The sequence below is a fragment of the Caulobacter sp. NIBR1757 genome, assembly GCF_027912495.1.
GTDB lineage: Bacteria > Pseudomonadota > Alphaproteobacteria > Caulobacterales > Caulobacteraceae > Caulobacter.
Window position 1 is genome coordinate 4305752 of the sequence record NZ_CP115463.1, and the last position, 14623, is coordinate 4320374.

The following is a 14623-nucleotide window of genomic DNA, read 5'->3' on the forward strand; positions in this document are numbered from 1 at the left end:
GCGCCTAATTCAGTCAATACGTCATACGCGCCAGCGGCGCGATCAGAGCACCGGCACGAAGGTGCCGATCAGCGGCACCGCCGAGATCACGTCGCGCCACAGGGTCTTGCCGCCCGAGCGGTCGACGAAGACCACGTCGTTGGCGAAAATCTGCGGGTCGTCGATCTTGCCGGTGCGGATGGAATTGAGGTCGAACACCGCCACCATCCGCTGGTTGTTGACCATCCGGAAGACGGCGACCTTCTTCTCGTTGGCCTCGCGGTTGACGCCGCGGGCCATGGCCACCGCCTGGATGAGGGTGGTCTTGCCGATCAGCGGATAGACCCCCGGCTGGCTGACCGAGCCATCGACGGTGACCTTCTGGCTGGCGAATTCCTTGACCGAGACGGTGACTTCCGGCGAGCGCAGGTAGCGGGCCTTGAGCCGGGTGGTCAGTTCGTCGCGGATTTCGTTGACCGTCTTGCCGGCCACCGGCACGGCGCCGATGATCGGCATGCCGATCTGGCCGGCGGCGTCGACCTGGACGATGCGCGAGACGTCCGGCGCCTGGTAGACGCTGACATCGAGGGTATCCATCGGCCCGACGCGATACTCCTCGGCGCCGACGACGGCGCGGGTCGGATCGGGCGGGGGCAGCGCCTGGCCATAGAGGGCGCCATCAGCCATCTTGCCGGAGCCGCCGCCGGTGCAGGCGGCCAACAGGACGCTGGCAACCAGCGCAAGAACCAGGGCACGGATCATGAATTGCTCCCCACTGCGTAAATCTCACGCATCATAGCCTCTTCAGGCCGCTTTAAACAAACGCCGCAGAAAGCCAAATCCCGTCGTCGGCGCCTTTTGGGCGCGCGCGGCGTCGGGCAGCATCGAAGGCGGCCGGTTCTCGAGAACGGCCCGCGGCCGGGTGATGACCATGTCGATGGCCGCCTGCTCGCCCAGCCGCTGGGCGACGGCGTCGCGGGCGGGGGACAGCTGCGGCCGGCGATGGCGCATGTTGTGGGCGTCCGTCGCCAGGATGTGGACCAGGCCCTCGTCCAGCATGCGCTCGGACCAGTATTGCGGCCGCTTGCCGAAGCGGCCGGTGACGGAACCGGAGGTCAGCTGCATCCAGGCCCCGGCCTTGGCCATGCGGACCATGGTCTCGTAATGGCTCTCGATCCAGTGCAGGCGTTCCGGGTGCGTGATGATCGGGTGGTAGCCGGCGGCCATGGCGGCGAAGACCGTGTCCTCGATGCGCGGCGGGGCGGTATGGTGCGGCGGTTCGAACAGGAAGTAGCGGGTGTCGCCGAGACTGAGGATGCGGCCCGAGCGCAGGCCGGCGACCAGGTCGACACACAGCTGCACATCGGCGCCGGTGGTCAGCTGGAGCGGGATCTCTTCCCGGTCGAGTTCGACCTGCAGGGCGGCGACGGCGGCGCGGATCTGGGGGCCGGTGTTCTCGTAGAGGCCCGGGAAGATGTGCGGCGTGCAGGCGACGACCTCGATGCCGTCCTCGACGGCGCAGCGGGCCATGGCCAGCGACGTCTCGAGATCAGGGGCCCCGTCATCGATGCCGGGAACCATGTGGCAGTGTAGGTCGATCAAACCCGCAACTCCAAAACCAAGCCCATGCGCGGACCTTCGACCTGCAGGCGCGCGGAAGCGCGCGCGCCTTCTAAAGGATGACGCCCGCCCACCCGACGCTGCGTTATCTCGCCGCACCCGGACCGGGTCAAGGCGCAAACAGCGTTATCCGAGCGGTGTAGCCGAAACTGCACAAGTTCGTCGCCGGGATGTCGTCGTTTGCACCCAAACGGTGGCGGCGACGGAAACACAGATGTCGAATTGTTCAATATTATGAAGGTCGCCCGACACGGGGTTTCTTTCCGAACGCCGGTTGCCAGCCTGCGACGGCGCCACTATGGGACAGGCTTGCTGTCGCGGCGGGCGGGGGTTCGCCGCAACTTTCCGGGGGTATTCCAAGGGTGTTTCCGACGGTCGAGTTTCTGCGCACCGCCGCCCTGGAATTCATCGCGGCGTTCAGCGCCGTCACCGCCATCATCTTCCTGCTCTCGCCCTTCGCGGCGCGGCTGGGCCTGGTCGACAAGCCGGGCGGCCGCAAGGATCACGCCGCGCCGACCCCGGTGACCGGGGGCCTGGCGATCGCCGTCGGCACCATCCTGCCGGCCCTGGCCCTGACCCCGCCGAACGCCCAGGTGGTCGGCCTGGGCGTCGCCGCCGTCATCCTGGTGATCGTCGGGGTGCTGGACGATATCTACGACATTCCCTGGCCGATCCGGGTTCTGGCCCAGACCGGCGCCGCCCTGGCCATCGTGCTGATCGGCGATGTGCGGGTGGCCAACATCGGGCCGGTGTTCGGCCTGGGGCCGCTCGACCTGGGCTATCTGTCCGTGCCCTTCACCATCATCGCCACGGTCGGGCTGATCAACGCCCTGAACATGGCCGACGGCATCGACGGGCTGGCGGGATCCCTGTGCGTCTGCGCCCTGGTCATGCTGGTGGCGGCGTCGCTCTACGCCGGCAACGCCGACCTGGCCCACGGCCTGACGGTGATCACCGGGGCGGTCATCGCCTATCTGGCCTTCAACCTGCGCCTGCCCTGGCGCAAGCGGGCCCGCATCTTCCTCGGCAATTCCGGCAGCGCCTATCTGGGCCTGATCATCGCCTGGGCCGTCTTCCGCCTGACCCAGAACCCGGTCTATCCGGTCACCCCGGTGCTGGCCCCCTTCCTGATCGCCCCGCCGCTGATCGACTGCCTGGTGCTGATCGTGAGGCGGGTCCTGCACAGGCGCTCGCCCTTCCACGCCGACCGCACCCACGCCCACCATCTGATGCTGGACGGCGGTTTCAGCGTCACCGGCGTGGTTGTGACCCTCTGCGCCCTGTCCCTGACCCTGGGCCTCGGCGTCGCCCTGGCCCTGCGCGCCGATGTGCCCCAGCCGGTGCTGCTGGCCATCTTCGCGGGTCTGACGGTGGCCTACTTCCTGTTCACCCGGCATCCCGACCGGGCCATCGCCGTCTATGCCCGGCTGACCGGCAAGGCCAAACGCTAGAGGCCGAGCGCGGATTCCAGGGCCGCGACCACCCGCTCGACATCGCCGTCCTGCATGGCCGGATACAGCGGCAGGCTGAGGCAGCGGTCGTACCAGGCCTGGGCCCCCGGCAGGTCGAGCGGGCCGTTGCGAGCCCGCCAGTAGGGCTGGGTGTGGACCGGGATGTAGTGGACCTGGCTGCCGATGCCGGCCGCCGACAGGCGGGCCATGACCTCGGCGCGGGTGACGCCAAGGGCGTCGAAGTCGATCAGCACAGTCAGCAGATGCAGGGCCGGGTCCGACCAGGCCGGGCTTTCGGCCAGGGCGACGGCGTTCAGGCCCGCCAGCCGCGCCCGGTAGAGGGCGGTCAGCCGGCGGCGGCGGCCGGTGAAGCGGTCCAGCTTGCCCAGTTGCGACAGGCCGAGCGCGCAGTTGATGTCCGGCAGGCGGTAGTTGAACCCCGGCTGCGCCATCTCATAGACCCAGGGGTCGGCCCCCGGCGGCCGGGTCATGCCGTGGCTGCGCAGGGACCGGAGTCTGGTCGCCAGGGCCGCGTCGTTGGTGGTCAGCATGCCGCCTTCACCGGTGGCGATGGCTTTTACCGGGTGAAATGAAAAGCTGGCCATGGCCGCGTGACGGCAGTCGCCGACCCTCTCGGGTCCGCCGCCGAAATCCATGGTCGTGCCCAGGGCATGGGGCGCATCCTCGACCAGCACCGCCCCGGCCTCCGCCGCCAGCCGCGCCAGGCCGGGCAGGTCGCAGACATCGCCGCGTAGATGCACCGGCAGCACCGCCTTCACCGGTCCGATCGCCCGGGACAGGGCCTCGGCCAGGGTCCGGGGCGTCATCAGGCCGCTGTCCGGGTCGACGTCGGCGAAGACCACCTCGGCGCCGACGTAGGCGGCGCAGTTGGCGGTGGCCAGGAAGGTGATCGAGGGGACGATGCAGGTCTCGCCGGAACCGACGCCGAGCGCCAGCATGGCCAGATGCAGCGAGGCGGTGCCGTTCGAGCAGGCCACCGCATGGGCGGCGCCGACCTTCTCCGCGAACGCCGTCTCGAAGGCCTCGACCGTCGGGCCGGTGGTCAGGAAGTCGCCGCGCAAAGCCTGCGCCACGGCGGCGATGTCGTCTTCCTCGATGGTCTGGCGGCCATAGGGCAGGAAGCCGTCAGACACCCTGGGCGTCCAGCATGGCGGTCAGGCCTTCGGGGCTAAGCCATTCGGTGTTGCTGTCGCTGGCGTAGGCGAAATCCTCGGCCACCGGCCGGGCCCCGTCCTTCGGCCCGAACGCCTCGCGGGCGTATTCGACGAAGGCCGGCTCGATGACATAGCGGTCGTCCAGCTCGCAGGTCTGGCGGGCGTCGTCGGCCCCGACCATGATCTCGTGCAGCTTCTCACCCGGGCGGATGCCGACGATCTCGATCTCCGCCTCCGGGGCCATGGCGCGGGCCAGGTCCGGCATGGCCATGGAGGGGATCTTGGGCACGAAGATCTCGCCGCCGCGCATGATCTCCAGCGAGGAGAGGACGAACTCCACGCCCTCGTCGAGGGTGATCCAGAAGCGGGTCATCCGCGCGTCGGTGATCGGCAGGCTGGTCGCGCCGCGCGCCAGCAGGCGGCGGTAAAGCGGCACCACGCTGCCCCGCGAGCCGACGACATTGCCGTAGCGCACGACCGAGAAGCGGCAGCCGAGGTCGCCCGACAGGTTGTTGGCGGCAACGAAGGTCTTGTCCGAGGCCAGCTTGGTAGCGCCGTAGAGGTTGACCGGGTTGCAGGCCTTGTCGGTGCTGAGCGCCACCACCTGCCGCACCCGGTTGCTGAGCGTGGCCCAGACCACGTTCTCGGCCCCGACCACATTGGTCTGGATGCATTCGGAGGGATTGTACTCGGCCGCCGGCACCTGTTTCAGGGCGGCGGCGTGGATGACGATATCGACGCCGCGCAGGGCCAGGGTCAGGCGCGAGCGATCGCGCACGTCGCCGAGGAAGAACCGCATCTTCGAATAGTCCTCGGCCGAGAACTTTTCGCGCAGGTCCTGCTGCATCTCGCTCTGCTTGAGCTCGTCGCGGCTGTAGACGATCAGCTTGCGCGGCGCGTAGCGGGTCAGCACGGTCTCGATGAACCGCTTGCCGAACGAGCCGGTGCCGCCGGTCACCAGGATCACCTGGCCGTCGAGGTTCAGTTTCTTGGGCGCGAATCGGGTCATCGGAGCTCCAGATCGGCGCCGAATCTGGGCCGATGCGCCGAATCTGTCACCTGCGCGTAAATCACGCATAAACCATGCGGGACTAAGGGAGGCGGATGCACCGCCGTCTCGCCCTCGCCGCGCTCGTCGCGCTCGTTCCTTCGATCGCCGCCGCCAACGGGCCTGAGAAGAAGAAGGGAGGCGGCGCCAGCTACATCCAGATCCAGACCCTGACTGCCTCCATCTTCCGCCGCAACGGCACCCGGGGCGTGCTGACCATGGAGGTCGGGGTCGATGTCGCCAACGACCAGCTGCGCGAACTGGCCGCCGCCTCGGCCCCGCGCCTGCGCGCCGCCTATGCCCAGGTGCTGCAGATCTACGCCTCGGGCCTGCCCGCCGCGACCCTGCCGGACGCCGACTACCTGGCGGCCAAGTTCCAGCGCGAGACCGACCGCGTCCTCGGCAAGCCGGGGGCCAAGCTGCTGATCGGGACGATCCTGATCAACTGATCACATCGCCGAAATGCCGCCGTCAAGCTTCAGCTCGGCGCCGGTCATGAAGCGGCTTTCGTCGGAGGCCAGGTAGAGCACGGCGTCGGCGATGTCCTTCGGCGTGCCGATGCGGCCCAGCGGCACCTGGCGGCCGAGCTTGGCCTCGCCCTCCTCCTTGCCGAAGCGCTGGCGGATCGGGTCGAGGATCGGGGTGTCGATGAAGGTCGGGTGGATGGAGTTGGAGCGGACGTCGATCTTCTGCTTGGCGCAGTAGAGGGCGATGTTCTTGCTGAGCAGCCAGACCGCCGCCTTGGAGGCGTTGTAGGCCGGGCCGTTGTGGTTTGCGATCAGGCCGGCGATCGAGCTGATGTTGATGATCGAGCCCGGCTGGTTCTCGCGCAGGTACCGAATCGCGTGCTTGGCCCCCAGAAACACGCTGTCGACGTTGACGCTCATGGTGATGCGGAAATCGTCGAGGGTGCAGTTCTCGATATCGGCGCCGCGGCTGATGCCGGCGTTGTTGAGCAGCACCGAGATGCCGCCCATGTCGGCGTTGGCCCGTAGCAGGGTGTCGATCCAGCCCTGCTCGTCGGTGACATCGAGGCGGTAGGCATAGGCCGTGCCGCGGCCGTGGGCGGCGTTCAGCTCGTCGGCGATCCCTTGCGCGCCCTCGAGGTTGAGGTCGGCCAGGGCGACCTTCGCCCCCTCCTCGGCCAGGCGCCGGGCGGCGCCGGCCCCCAGACCCTGGGCCCCACCGGTGATGAAAGCCTTCTTGCCCGCGACCCGTCCCGACATCTCGTTCCTCCGAATGCTCTTTCGAACAACCGTTAGAGCGCCGCGGCGGCCTCGTCCATGATCGCGGCGAGGGCGATGTCCAGGCTGGTCACCCCGTCGGCGTCGTGGGTGCTGAGCAGCACCTCGACCCGGTTGTAGACATTGAACCATTCCGGGTGGTGGTCGAGCTTCTCGGCCGCCAGGGCGACGCGGGTCATGAAGCCGAAGGCGGCGTTGAAATCCTTGAACTGGAAGGTGCGGACAATGGCGTCGCGCTCGCCCTCGGCGGCCTTCCAGTGGGGCAGGGACTTCAGCGCCTGGGCAGCGCCGATCTTCGAGGGGCGGGTCATGCGAAGGACAATCCCGTGGCGCGTTCCAGATCGGCCAGGGCCTGGTCCTGGCCGGTCACCTTGATGGCCGTCATGCCGAGCGCGGCGGCCGGCTTGCAGTTGATGCCGAGGTCGTCGAGGTAGACGCACTCGGCCGGCTCGACCTGCAGCAGCTCGCACATCATCTGGTAGATGCGCGGGTCCGGCTTGCGGATGCCGGCCTTGCTGCTTTCGATGATGGCGTCGAACAGTTCCATCACCCCCTCGACGGCCGCCGCCTTCTGCGTGTTGGCCGACATGCCGGCGCCGTGGCCGGTCTGGACGTTGTTGGTGATGCAGCCGACCTTGAAGTGCTGCTTGCAGGTGTTCAGCGCCGCGACCACCCGGGGGCGGATATCACCCGACAGCAGGGCCAGCACCTCGGCCCCGCGCACCGGGTGGCCGAGCGCCGTCGATTCCGTCAGGAACATCGCGTCGAAGCCGGGGGCGTCGATCTCGTTGCGCTCGAACAGGGCCCAGGCGTTGCTGTCGGGGTTGGTCGAGTTGACCGTCCGGAACAGATTGTGCGGCAGGCCCTTCTCGGCCTCGTACCGGTTGAAGGCCTCGAACGGCGAGGAGGTGATCACCCCGCCGAAATCCCAGATCACCGCCTTGACCGTCATTCTCGCCCCTCGGGTTCGCGCGCCGCACGCATACTGGGGTTTCAGCGGATCGTCTTCACCAAATCTCCTCTTGCGGCGCGCCCGTGAGCCGTCACCTTGGCGGCGCATGTCCCTGTTCCTCCCGCCGCTCCCCCTCCGCCTCCTCCTGTTCGCCATCGCCTGCGGCGTCATCGCCTGGCTGTCGCTCAGTCCGGGCGAGGCCCTGCCCCAGGGGCTGACCTTCTGGGACAAGGCCGAGCACGCCCTCGCCTACCTGGCCCTCACCCTGCTCGGCGCCTGGACCTTCCCCGGACGCCTGGGCCGGCTGGCGGGGGGGCTGTTCCTCGCCGGGGTCGGGGTTGAGATCCTGCAGTCGACCATGGGGCTGGGCCGCCAGGGCGACGCCTGGGACGCCGTGGCCAACAGCACCGGCATCGCGGCCGGACTGCTGATCGCCCTGGCTCTGCGCCGCCTGCAACGCACAGGGGTGGGTTAACTCTGTCCCTCCCTTGGCGGGTGAAACGGCGGGCATTGGCGGCGCGCCCGGCACAGTCTGAGGTCGGATCCCTCTGTCTCGTCAGGCTTTGCCATGCGTCTTCTGTCCCTCGCCCTGATCGGCGTCTCCGCCTTGGCCCTGTCGGCCTGCGATGAGCTGACCCCCAACCGCAAGGGGAGCCAGCAGGCGACCGCCGACTGCTGCTGCAAGGACCGCTGCCCGGCGCGGGCGCCGGCGCCGGCCAAGGCCGACGTCGAGGCCGGCAAGACCGTCGAGGTCGCCACAGCCGAACAGACAGTCCGCACCGGCGGTCACGTCCGCAAGGTCGTGCGCCACGGGCGCGGCGGCGGCGAGTCCAGCTATCGCTACAGCTACCGGTCGGGGACCGAGGGCGTCGGCTACCTGGACGAAGGGGACTACAGCGGCGGCTATCGCCGGGTCGGCGGCTCGGTCAGCGTCGAGGAAAGCGAAAGTTATTCCGAAAGCGCCCGCTATTCGGAGAGCGGCTACAGTTATTCCTCGAGCGGTGGCGGCGTGGTGGCTTACGACGGCGGCGGCCGTGGTCACGGCCGGCGGGGCGGCGGCTATGCCGGAACCGACCGTGACGGCTACCTGACCTGGCCGGGCAAGACCGAATAGTCAGGGCTTGAGAAAGCCCTCGGCGGCGAACACGGCCATGGCCTTCGGGCCCGACAGATAGTCCAGCACCGCCTGTCCGGCCGGTGTCGCCCGGGTCAGGGCGGCCGGGTAGAGGATGCGCGGGTGGGTCGCCGGCGGGAACAGGCCGACCACCCTGACCTTCGGCTCGGCATGAGCGTCGGTGGCGTAGACGATGCCGAGCGGCGTCTCGCCCCGGGCGACATAGGCCAGGGCGGCGCGGACATTCTCGGCCGGGGCCAGGCGGCCGGCGACGTTGTCCCAGACGCCCAGCTTGATCAGCGCCGCCTTGCCGTACTTGCCGGCCGGCACCGACACCGGGTCGGCGATGGCCAGGCGCCCGCCGCCCAGGGCCGCCGCCAGCGGCATGCCCGGGGCGATCTTCAGCCTGACGGTCGAGCCTTTCGGGGCGATCAGCACCAGCCGGTTGGACAGCAGGTTGCGCCGCGTGCCGGCGGCGATCAGCCGCCGGGCGCCGAGCCAGTCCATCCATTCGCTGTCGGCGCTGACGAACAGGTCGGCCGGCGCCCCCTGGGCGATCTGGCGGGCCATGGCCGAAGAGGCGCCGAACGACAGCCGCAGCGGCGCGCCGGAGCCGCGGTAGCCGGCGGCGATCCGGGTCAGGGCTGTCTGCAGCGAGGCGGCCGCGAAGATGCGGATGCCGCCCCGCGCCAGGGCCGGGCCCGCCGCCAGGGCCAGGCCGGCCGCCAGAACTGTACGCCGCGCGATCATCTCCCCGTCCTGCCAGAGGGTGAATCCGCCGGCAACCATAACTGGCCCGCGCCTTGCGGACCTCTCCCCTTGCTGGATCAAAACGGGACAGGGAGAATCCCCATGCGTTCGCCGAACGGACCGATGTTCAAACGGTATGAGATTGTCGCCATCGTCGCTTTCCTGGCGCTGGCCGCCCTGGTGACCGGATTCCGCCTGGTCTACTGATCCGGACCCGGAGGACCGGGAACCCATTCGCCGAGTCCGGACGTTACCGACCCCTGGGGGCTCGGAGACGTTTGCTTGAGCCAGGACGCCAATACGCCTGACGGGGGATCGGCCGCGCGGCTTGCCGCGCGGGCCCGCGCCCGTCTGAAGCACGCCTTCGAGCCCGAAACCGCCGAGCAGGCCGCCGCCCGCCGCGAGCGACACGACCCCCGGGTCGCCACCCGGATGGTCATCGGCCTGTCGGTGGTCATGCTGCTGATCGTCGGCTTCCTGGTGATCTTCGACTGGAACTGGCTGCGCGGCCCGATCGGCGGCCTCGCCTCGGCGCAGCTGCGCCGCACCGTGGTGCTGGCCGGCGACCTCGATGTGCATCCCTGGTCGCTCAATCCCCGGGCCGAGATTCACGACCTGCGGATCGGCCAGCCGAAGTGGGCCCTCGACGCCGGCGCCAAGCCTGGCGAGCAGATGGCGACGGTCGGCCGCGTCGAGGCCAGCCTGCAGCTGCCCGACCTGCTGCGCGGCCGCACGGTGCTGAGCTATCTGCGGGTGCGGCAGGCGAAGATCCACCTGATCCGCGACCGGGACGGGCGCGGCAACTGGGAGTTCGGGGCCCGCAACAAGGGCAAGTCGGCCAAACTGCCGGCCGTCCGCCGCCTGCTGATCGACCGCGCCGAGCTGCGGCTCGATGACGCCCGCCGCAAGGCGGTGTTCGAGGGCGTGGTCTCGACCGAGGAAAGCACCGCCGGCGAGACGGCCGGCCGCTTCCTGCTGAAGGGCGATGGATCCCTGAACCGCGCCAGGTTCGTCGCCCGTATCGAGGGCGAGCCGCTGCTCAACATCTCGCCCGACCGGCCCTACCGCTTCAACGCCCAGCTGCAGGCCGGGGCCACCCGCGTCCGCGCCGACGGCCAGATCGACCGGCCCTTCGACCTCAACCGCTTCGGGGCCCGCTTCAGCCTGTCGGGCGCCGACATGAACGACCTCTACGTCCTGACCGGCGTGGTGCTGCCCAACACTCCGCCCTACCGGGTCAGCGCCGGCCTGGTGCGCGACGGCGGCCGCTGGCACCTGAACCAGGCGCGGGGGACGGTCGGCGAGAGCGACGTCGCCGGCCAGCTGAGCATCGACACCTCGGGCGACAAGCCGATGCTGACCGCCGACCTGCGCAGCCGCCGGGTCGATTTCGACGACCTGGGCGCCTTCTTCGGCATGCGGACCCGCCAGGTCGGCGATGAGACCAAGTCGACCCCGACCACCGGCGGGCGGCTGCTCCCCGACTCCACCCTGCAGGTCGACCGCATCCGGGCGATGAACGCCGACGTCAATTTCCGGGCCGACGCCGTCAACGCCCCGGGCCTGCCCCTGCGCCGGTTCTCGCTGGACCTCGACCTGACCGACGGCGTCCTGAAGATGAACCCGATCTCGTTCAGCCTCGACCGCGGGACGATCAAGGGGACGGTGGTGCTCAACGCGACCAGGGACATCCCCCGGACCGATCTCGACCTGCGGATGACCGGCGGCCGGATCGAGGACTGGGTGACCACCAGGGTTCAGGGCCTGCCGGTGATCGAAGGGTCGCTGGCCGCCCGGCTGAAGCTGTCGGGGTCCGGCAATTCGGTGCATCGGGCCGCCGCCAACGCCAATGGCTCCCTGACCCTGGTCGCGCCACGCGGCGAAGTGCGGCAGGCCTTCGCCGAGCTCTTGGGCGTCAACGCCAGCGCCGGGCTGATCAAGCTGCTGTCGGAAGACCCCAAGACCACGCCCCTGCGCTGCGCCGTCGCCGATTTCCAGGTGCGCAACGGGGTGGCCCGATCCAACCGCATCCTGGTCGATACCGGGGTTGTGCTGGCCGAGGGCAGCGGCAGCATCAATCTCGAGAAGGAGACGATGAACCTGCGCTTCGAAGGCGACTCGAAGAAGCCGCGCCTGTTGCGACTGTTCCTGCCGATCACCGTCAAGGGTCCGCTGACAAAGCCGGGCGTAGGCGTCGAAGCCGGGCCGCTGGTCGGCCAAGGCGGGGCGGCCGTGGCGCTGGCGGCGCTCAATCCCTTCGCCGCCATCCTGCCCTTCGTCGATCCGGGCCTGGCCAACGACGCCAACTGCGGGGCCCTGGTCCGCGAAGGCCGCCGGCGCGGGGCGCCGACCAGCCTGAAGACGGCGCCGGTCACCGAGAGCCAGATCGAGGGGGCGAAAAAGGAAGAGAAGGACCGCCAGAAGGCCGTCCGCGACGAGAAGCAGGACCGGGATCGCAACAGTCGCAAGAACCGCGACTGATCGGCCCATCCGCTGCGATTTCCGAAAGCGGCCTTATCTGCTATAGGGCGCGTCTCCATCGGACATTTCCCATCGTGACCACGACCCTCGACCTTTCCCGGGCCGCCAAGCCTGTTTCTCCCGTCAACCTCAGCGGTCTGACGCGTGACGGCCTGCGCCAGGCGCTGATCGACGGCGGCGCCGTGCCGGCCGACAAGGCGCGGATGCGGGCCAGCCAGATCTGGCGCTGGATGCACCAGGCCGGGGTCACCGACTTCGCCGACATGACCGATGTCGCCAAGGAGACGCGGGCCAAGCTGGCCGAGACCTTCACCATCGCCCGGCCGGAAATCGTCGAGCGGCAGGTCAGCAAGGACGGCACCCGCAAGTGGCTGATCCGCACGGCCCCCGGCATCGAGATCGAGACCGTCTACATTCCCGACGTCGGCCGGTCGGGCGCCCTGTGCGTCTCCAGCCAGGTCGGCTGCACGCTCAACTGCACCTTCTGCCACACCGGCACCCAGGCCCTGGTCCGCAACCTGACCGCCGCCGAGATCGTCGCCCAGGTGCAGGTGGCCAAGGACGACCTGGCCGAATGGCCGTCCGACAAGGAAGACCGGCTGCTCAGCAACATCGTCTTCATGGGCATGGGCGAGCCGCTCTATAATCTCGACGCCGTCACCGATGCGCTGGACATCCTCAGCGACAACGAGGGCATCAGCATCAGCCGCCGGCGGATCACCGTCTCGACCTCCGGCGTCGTGCCGCAACTGGCGGCGCTCGGCGAGCGGACCCAGGCCATGCTGGCCATCAGCCTGCACGCCACCAACGACGAGCTGCGCAACGAGCTGGTGCCGCTCAACAAGAAGTACCCGATCGCCGAGCTGATGGCGGGAATCCGCGCCTATCCGGGCCTTTCCAACGCCCGCCGGGTGACGTTCGAGTACGTCATGCTGAAGGGCGTCAACGACAGCCCGGCCGAGGCCCGCGCCCTGGTGGCGCTGCTGAAAGGCATCCCGGCCAAGGTCAACCTGATCCCCTTCAACCCCTGGCCGGGCAGCCCCTACGAGTGCTCGACCTGGCCGGTGATCGAGACCTTCGCGGCCATCCTCAACAAGGCCGGCTTCGCCTCCCCCATCCGCACCCCGCGCGGCCGCGACATCCTCGCCGCCTGCGGCCAGCTGAAGAGCGAGAGCGAGAAGGTCCGGGCCAGCGCCCGCCGCAAGGCGGCGCCGGATGCGGAAGCCGCGGCGTAAGGCCACCCGCCGGGGGAAGACCTTGTCACACCCGGGCCTGACCGTGCTAACCATCGGCGCCTCTTCCTTTCGGGATCCGTGATGCCGACCGACCTGCAGTCTCCGGAAATCGCCGCCTTCGCCAACGGCTTCCCCTTCGCCCTGGCCCAGGCCGGGGTGACCCTGGTCATGCTGATCCTCGGGGCCGCCCTCTATGCGGTGCTGACGCCCCACAAGGAGATCACCCTGATCCGCGAGGGCAACGCCGCCGCCGCCCTGTCGTTCGGCGGGGTGCTGGTCGCCCTGACCATCCCGCTGGCGACGGCGCTGCAGAGCTCGGCCTCGCTGCTGGAGATCGGGCTGTGGGGCGTGGCGGTGACCTTCGTCCAGCTGCTGGTCTTCCGGCTGACCGACTTCGTGCTGCACGGCCTGCCGCAGCGCATCCAGGAGGGCGAGCTGTCGGCCGCCCTGCTGCTGGTCGGGGCCAAGCTGGCCACCGCCCTGATCCTGTCGGCGGCGATCAGCGCCTAGCCCTTGTGACCTTGGCCCAATGAACTTCCCGCGGCTTCCGGACTGGACGATCTACGGCGCCGTGGTCCTGGCGCTGGTGATCGCGTCGGTCGGCCGGCGCGAGAAGGCCGACGCCCCTGCCCCGCCACCGCCGGTGCCCGGCGAGGAGGGCGTGCCGCTGGGCCCCGCCTCGCCCTTCGACCCGGCGGTGGTCGTCGACGTGCAGCAGAACCGGCCGCAGCCGAGCAGCGGCACCGCCTTCTCCATCGCCGACAACGGCGTCTGGATCACCGCCCGCCACGTGGTCGAGGGCTGTCCGCAGGTGGCCATCGTCGTCGCCGAGGGCCGCGGCGTCGCCACCCGGGTCAGCGTCGCCGCCGCCGGCGAAGCCGTGGTGCTGATCAGCGACGGCGGCGCTCCGGCCATGCCGGTCATCGACCAGGCCCAGGCCCGCAATCTCAAGCGCGGCGACCGCGCCTTCCATCCCGGCTTCCCGCAGGGCAAGGCCGGCGAGGTCACCTCCCGCCTGCTCGGCCGCGAACGGCTGGTGGTCCGCAGTCTGGCCCAGCGGCAGCGGGGCGAGCAGACCGAGCCGGTCCTGGTCTGGGCAGAGGTCGGCCGCACCAACACCCTGAAGGGCCCGCTGTCGGGCCTGTCCGGCGCCCCGGCCCTGGACGCGGCCGGCCGGGTGATCGGCGTCACCGTCGCCGAGGCCCCGCGCCGGGGCCGCATCTACACCACCACCCCGGAAACCCTGCTGGCCGCCATGCAGGCCGCCAGCCAGTCCCCCTCGCACCTGGCCACCGGCGAGCCGGTCAACACCGAGAACTACGGCCGCGTCGCCGACGCCCTGCGCCGGGACCTGCGGGTGGCGCAGGTGGTCTGTCTGGTCTGAGCGAAGCGATTATACCACAGGCCGGAGGGGTAAAGCTGAATTTATTCAACCCCTTAATACCCACTCGGCGACCCACCGGATACCGACGCCAGCGCGGCTTTTACCCTCTTTAAGACCCACCTGAATCCCACCGGAAACCACCGGAAACGACCGGATCGCCGGCCGTCGGGATCGAGGCCTTGCGGCCGCC

At 69.5% G+C, this 14623-nt stretch carries 17 protein-coding genes; 9 read left to right on the plus strand and 8 right to left on the minus strand.

Going from position 1 to position 14623, the window contains the following annotated elements; translation table 11 throughout:
• Window positions 1-42: 42 nt before the first annotated feature.
• Window positions 43-741, minus strand: a complete 699-nt coding sequence (locus tag O5I81_RS20640) for a polysaccharide biosynthesis/export family protein (protein WP_271066745.1) — start codon at window positions 739-741, stop codon at window positions 43-45.
• 42 nt (window positions 742-783) lie between these two features.
• Entirely contained in the window at window positions 784-1581 is a 798-nt protein-coding gene (locus O5I81_RS20645) for a CpsB/CapC family capsule biosynthesis tyrosine phosphatase (protein WP_271066746.1), read from the minus strand.
• A gap of 380 nt (window positions 1582-1961) precedes the next feature.
• Here O5I81_RS20645 and O5I81_RS20650 point away from each other — a divergent pair, with 380 nt between their 5' ends.
• Window positions 1962-3050, plus strand: a complete 1089-nt coding sequence (locus tag O5I81_RS20650; protein ID WP_271066747.1) for an MraY family glycosyltransferase — start codon at window positions 1962-1964, stop codon at window positions 3048-3050.
• On the opposite strand, the gene pseC is transcribed toward O5I81_RS20650, so the two are convergent.
• Window positions 3047-4204 (minus strand): UDP-4-amino-4,6-dideoxy-N-acetyl-beta-L-altrosamine transaminase, encoded by a 1158-nt coding sequence (gene pseC / locus O5I81_RS20655; RefSeq protein WP_271066748.1) that lies wholly within the window; start codon window positions 4202-4204, stop codon window positions 3047-3049. The genes O5I81_RS20650 and pseC overlap by 4 nt on opposite strands.
• Window positions 4197-5234: a UDP-N-acetylglucosamine 4,6-dehydratase (inverting) gene (pseB, locus tag O5I81_RS20660; protein ID WP_271066749.1), complete on the minus strand. Its 1038-nt coding sequence runs from the start codon at window positions 5232-5234 to the stop codon at window positions 4197-4199. The genes pseC and pseB overlap by 8 nt, the downstream gene beginning before the upstream one ends.
• Window positions 5235-5329: 95 nt before the next feature.
• Here pseB and O5I81_RS20665 point away from each other — a divergent pair, with 95 nt between their 5' ends.
• Complete coding sequence (locus O5I81_RS20665; protein ID WP_271066750.1) at window positions 5330-5722, plus strand: hypothetical protein; 393 nt, start codon at window positions 5330-5332, stop codon at window positions 5720-5722.
• Here O5I81_RS20665 and O5I81_RS20670 read toward each other — a convergent pair whose 3' ends face one another.
• The 3 genes from O5I81_RS20670 to O5I81_RS20680 are packed head-to-tail and all read right to left on the minus strand — an operon-like array spanning window position 5723 to window position 7469.
• The gene (locus tag O5I81_RS20670; RefSeq protein ID WP_271066751.1) at window positions 5723-6499 is read right to left on the minus strand and encodes an SDR family oxidoreductase; all 777 of its coding nucleotides are present in this window, start codon (window positions 6497-6499) and stop codon (window positions 5723-5725) included. It abuts the gene before it with no gap.
• A gap of 32 nt (window positions 6500-6531) precedes the next feature.
• On the minus strand, window positions 6532-6828 hold the full coding sequence (locus O5I81_RS20675) for a 4a-hydroxytetrahydrobiopterin dehydratase (protein WP_271066752.1): 297 nt from the start codon (window positions 6826-6828) through the stop codon (window positions 6532-6534).
• Window positions 6825-7469, minus strand: a complete 645-nt coding sequence (locus O5I81_RS20680; protein ID WP_271066753.1) for an HAD-IA family hydrolase — start codon at window positions 7467-7469, stop codon at window positions 6825-6827. The genes O5I81_RS20675 and O5I81_RS20680 overlap by 4 nt, the downstream gene beginning before the upstream one ends.
• A 106-nt stretch (window positions 7470-7575) precedes the next feature.
• Here O5I81_RS20680 and O5I81_RS20685 point away from each other — a divergent pair, with 106 nt between their 5' ends.
• The gene (locus O5I81_RS20685; RefSeq protein ID WP_271066754.1) at window positions 7576-7944 is read left to right on the plus strand and encodes a hypothetical protein; all 369 of its coding nucleotides are present in this window, start codon (window positions 7576-7578) and stop codon (window positions 7942-7944) included.
• Window positions 7945-8037: 93 nt separating this feature from the next.
• Complete coding sequence (locus tag O5I81_RS20690) at window positions 8038-8583, plus strand: hypothetical protein (RefSeq protein ID WP_271066755.1); 546 nt, start codon at window positions 8038-8040, stop codon at window positions 8581-8583.
• Here O5I81_RS20690 and modA read toward each other — a convergent pair whose 3' ends face one another.
• Window positions 8584-9372: a molybdate ABC transporter substrate-binding protein gene (modA, locus tag O5I81_RS20695; RefSeq protein ID WP_271066756.1), complete on the minus strand. Its 789-nt coding sequence runs from the start codon at window positions 9370-9372 to the stop codon at window positions 8584-8586.
• A 63-nt stretch (window positions 9373-9435) separates the two neighbouring features.
• Here modA and O5I81_RS20700 point away from each other — a divergent pair, with 63 nt between their 5' ends.
• The 5 genes from O5I81_RS20700 (at window position 9436) to O5I81_RS20720 (ending at window position 14433) form a co-directional block, all read left to right on the plus strand.
• A complete protein-coding gene (locus O5I81_RS20700; protein WP_271066757.1) occupies window positions 9436-9540 on the plus strand; it encodes a hypothetical protein in 105 nt (34 codons plus the stop codon).
• Window positions 9541-9615: 75 nt separating this feature from the next.
• A complete protein-coding gene (locus O5I81_RS20705; protein ID WP_271066758.1) occupies window positions 9616-11814 on the plus strand; it encodes an AsmA family protein in 2199 nt (732 codons plus the stop codon).
• Between the two features lie 74 nt (window positions 11815-11888).
• A complete protein-coding gene (gene rlmN / locus O5I81_RS20710; RefSeq protein ID WP_271066759.1) occupies window positions 11889-13049 on the plus strand; it encodes a 23S rRNA (adenine(2503)-C(2))-methyltransferase RlmN in 1161 nt (386 codons plus the stop codon).
• Between the two features lie 81 nt (window positions 13050-13130).
• Window positions 13131-13559 carry a DUF350 domain-containing protein gene (locus O5I81_RS20715; protein WP_271066760.1) on the plus strand — a complete coding sequence of 143 codons (429 nt, stop codon included), beginning with the start codon at window positions 13131-13133 and terminating at the stop codon, window positions 13557-13559.
• A gap of 19 nt (window positions 13560-13578) precedes the next feature.
• On the plus strand, window positions 13579-14433 hold the full coding sequence (locus O5I81_RS20720) for a serine protease (RefSeq protein ID WP_271066761.1): 855 nt from the start codon (window positions 13579-13581) through the stop codon (window positions 14431-14433).
• Window positions 14434-14623 lie beyond the last annotated feature (190 nt).

Bases quoted from the DNA above. Each gene is read 5' to 3' on its own strand.
- O5I81_RS20640 (WP_271066745.1), bottom strand. From the start codon at position 741: ATGATCCGTGCCCTGGTTCTTGCGCTGGTTGCCAGCGTCCTGTTGGCC.
- pseB (WP_271066749.1), bottom strand. From the start codon at position 5,234: ATGACCCGATTCGCGCCCAAGAAACTGAACCTCGACGGCCAGGTGATC.
- O5I81_RS20665 (WP_271066750.1), top strand. From the start codon at position 5,330: ATGCACCGCCGTCTCGCCCTCGCCGCGCTCGTCGCGCTCGTTCCTTCG.
- O5I81_RS20670 (WP_271066751.1), bottom strand. From the start codon at position 6,499: ATGTCGGGACGGGTCGCGGGCAAGAAGGCTTTCATCACCGGTGGGGCC.
- O5I81_RS20675 (WP_271066752.1), bottom strand. From the start codon at position 6,828: ATGACCCGCCCCTCGAAGATCGGCGCTGCCCAGGCGCTGAAGTCCCTG.
- O5I81_RS20680 (WP_271066753.1), bottom strand. From the start codon at position 7,469: ATGACGGTCAAGGCGGTGATCTGGGATTTCGGCGGGGTGATCACCTCC.
- O5I81_RS20685 (WP_271066754.1), top strand. From the start codon at position 7,576: ATGTCCCTGTTCCTCCCGCCGCTCCCCCTCCGCCTCCTCCTGTTCGCC.
- O5I81_RS20690 (WP_271066755.1), top strand. From the start codon at position 8,038: ATGCGTCTTCTGTCCCTCGCCCTGATCGGCGTCTCCGCCTTGGCCCTG.
- modA (WP_271066756.1), bottom strand. From the start codon at position 9,372: ATGGTTGCCGGCGGATTCACCCTCTGGCAGGACGGGGAGATGATCGCG.
- O5I81_RS20700 (WP_271066757.1), top strand. From the start codon at position 9,436: ATGCGTTCGCCGAACGGACCGATGTTCAAACGGTATGAGATTGTCGCC.
- O5I81_RS20715 (WP_271066760.1), top strand. From the start codon at position 13,131: ATGCCGACCGACCTGCAGTCTCCGGAAATCGCCGCCTTCGCCAACGGC.
- O5I81_RS20720 (WP_271066761.1), top strand. From the start codon at position 13,579: ATGAACTTCCCGCGGCTTCCGGACTGGACGATCTACGGCGCCGTGGTC.